General features: G+C 62.3%; 3 protein-coding genes. All 3 read right to left on the bottom strand.

Annotation, left to right across the window (positions count from 1 at the left end):
- Positions 1-694, bottom strand: a 694-nt coding sequence (locus HK439_RS26320; protein WP_190294452.1) for an IS66 family transposase zinc-finger binding domain-containing protein, incomplete at its 3' end; no start/stop codon positions are given.
- 74 nt (positions 695-768) lie between these two features.
- Positions 769-1,113, bottom strand: a complete 345-nt coding sequence (tnpB, locus tag HK439_RS26315) for an IS66 family insertion sequence element accessory protein TnpB (RefSeq protein WP_190294451.1) — start codon at positions 1,111-1,113, stop codon at positions 769-771.
- Positions 1,110-1,490 (bottom strand): transposase, encoded by a 381-nt coding sequence (locus HK439_RS26310; protein ID WP_235988129.1) that lies wholly within the window; start codon positions 1,488-1,490, stop codon positions 1,110-1,112. Before HK439_RS26310 ends, tnpB begins: the two co-directional genes overlap by 4 nt.
- Positions 1,491-1,578 lie beyond the last annotated feature (88 nt).

Raw genomic sequence — 1,578 nt, 5'->3', positions numbered from 1 at the left:
CGATCTCGACGCGATCGCGCGCATAAATCGCTTCCTGGCGATAGAGCGGCAGGCCGTCGGCATATTTGGCCACCGCGATCTGCGCCAGCAGCGCTTCGGTCGGAATACCACTTTCGATTATGCGGGCGGGCGCAGCTGCCTGAACGATGCCGTCCCAGCCCTTGTAGGCATATTTGGGCCGACGCGTGACGATCACCCGGAATTTCGCCGGCGTGACGTCGAGCCGCTCGGAGACATCCTCGCCGATCAACACCCGCTCGAGGTCCTCGCAACCGGCCGGAACTTCCGGCTCGATGATCACCTCGACCCGTTCGAGATGAGCCGCAAAGCTCTTGCGTGGCCGCGGTGCGCGTTTGGGCTTCGACGGTCCGGGGGTCTTCTCAAGCTCTGCTTTGATGGCTGCAACGCCGGTTTCGATTTCGTCGAACACCAGGGCGTATTGCTCCTCGCTCAGCGGCTCAGCCCGCAGCCGTTCGGAGCGGCGGCCGAAGCGGGCCCGTTCCAGCACCTTGATCGTCGCCGTCAATCGGGCAATCCGCTCTTCGGCTTGCCTGTTCACCGCCTCGAGCTGTTTGTTGCGAGCCTCAAGATCCGCGTTGCGGGCTTCAACCTGCGCCTGTTGCTCGGCCATGGCGGTGACCATCGCCTTGAGCGCGTCAATATCGTCCGGAAGCTTTGGATCAGGGGCGGGCATGGATCGATCAGAGCATATTCCGCCCCAATTTTCCCACCCTTTCGACGGTCTGATTCACTCTGCCGCAGGCCGGCTCATCCGACCGATTGCGGCCGGCGGACCGTCGCTGCATGCACCCGTTTCCAGTCCATTCCATCGACCAGCGCCATCAACTGGGCGTGGTTGAGCTGAACCCGATGATGACCGATCCGCGGCCAGCAAAACTTCGACTTCTCCAGGCGTTTCGCATACAGGCAAACGCCGGACCCATCCCACCAGACGATCTTGATCCGGTCCGCTCTTTTGGCCCGGAACACATAAAGCGCGCCGTTGAACGGATCCGAGCCGGCATCGCGTACCAGCGCAAGAAGGCCGTCTGGGCCCTTTCTAAAATCGACAGGATGGCTGGCGACAAACACCTTCACACCCGCCGGAATCATGCCTTGCGTACCGCCCGAATGATCTTCAGCAGCTGCTCTTGGCGAATGTCGGCGCCCACGCGGATGATCATCCCGTCCAATTCGATCTCGACCTGCGCGGTCGCCGTCGGTGTGATCTCAACAAATCCGAGCTGATTGGCCTCCTCGCGCGGCCGCACCGCCCCGCTCCTGACCGCCTTGCGCCGCCAGCCAAACAACTGCGAGGGGGAAAGTCCCGCCTCACGGGCAATGGCCGACACGTTCGCCCCCGGCTCCAGAGACGCCTCGACCAGACGGGCCTTCGCTTCCTCCGACCAGCGCCGCCGCGGACGCTGCGGACTTGCGTCCAAACGGCTCGGAACCGCTTCAAGAACATGGAAACTTCTATCATCAGTCATAGGCGCAGACATAGAAACTGACACCGTAAGCTCCTCCGCTCCTTCAGTGTCACAACCTCTCGCCCATAACCTCATGCCGCGCTAGATG

This window comes from Roseibium aggregatum (genome assembly GCF_014692675.1).
Taxonomy (GTDB): Bacteria; Pseudomonadota; Alphaproteobacteria; order Rhizobiales; family Stappiaceae; genus Roseibium; species Roseibium aggregatum_C.
Note: the sequence above shows the minus strand (reverse complement) of the source record. Positions and strands in the feature narration are given on the sequence as shown.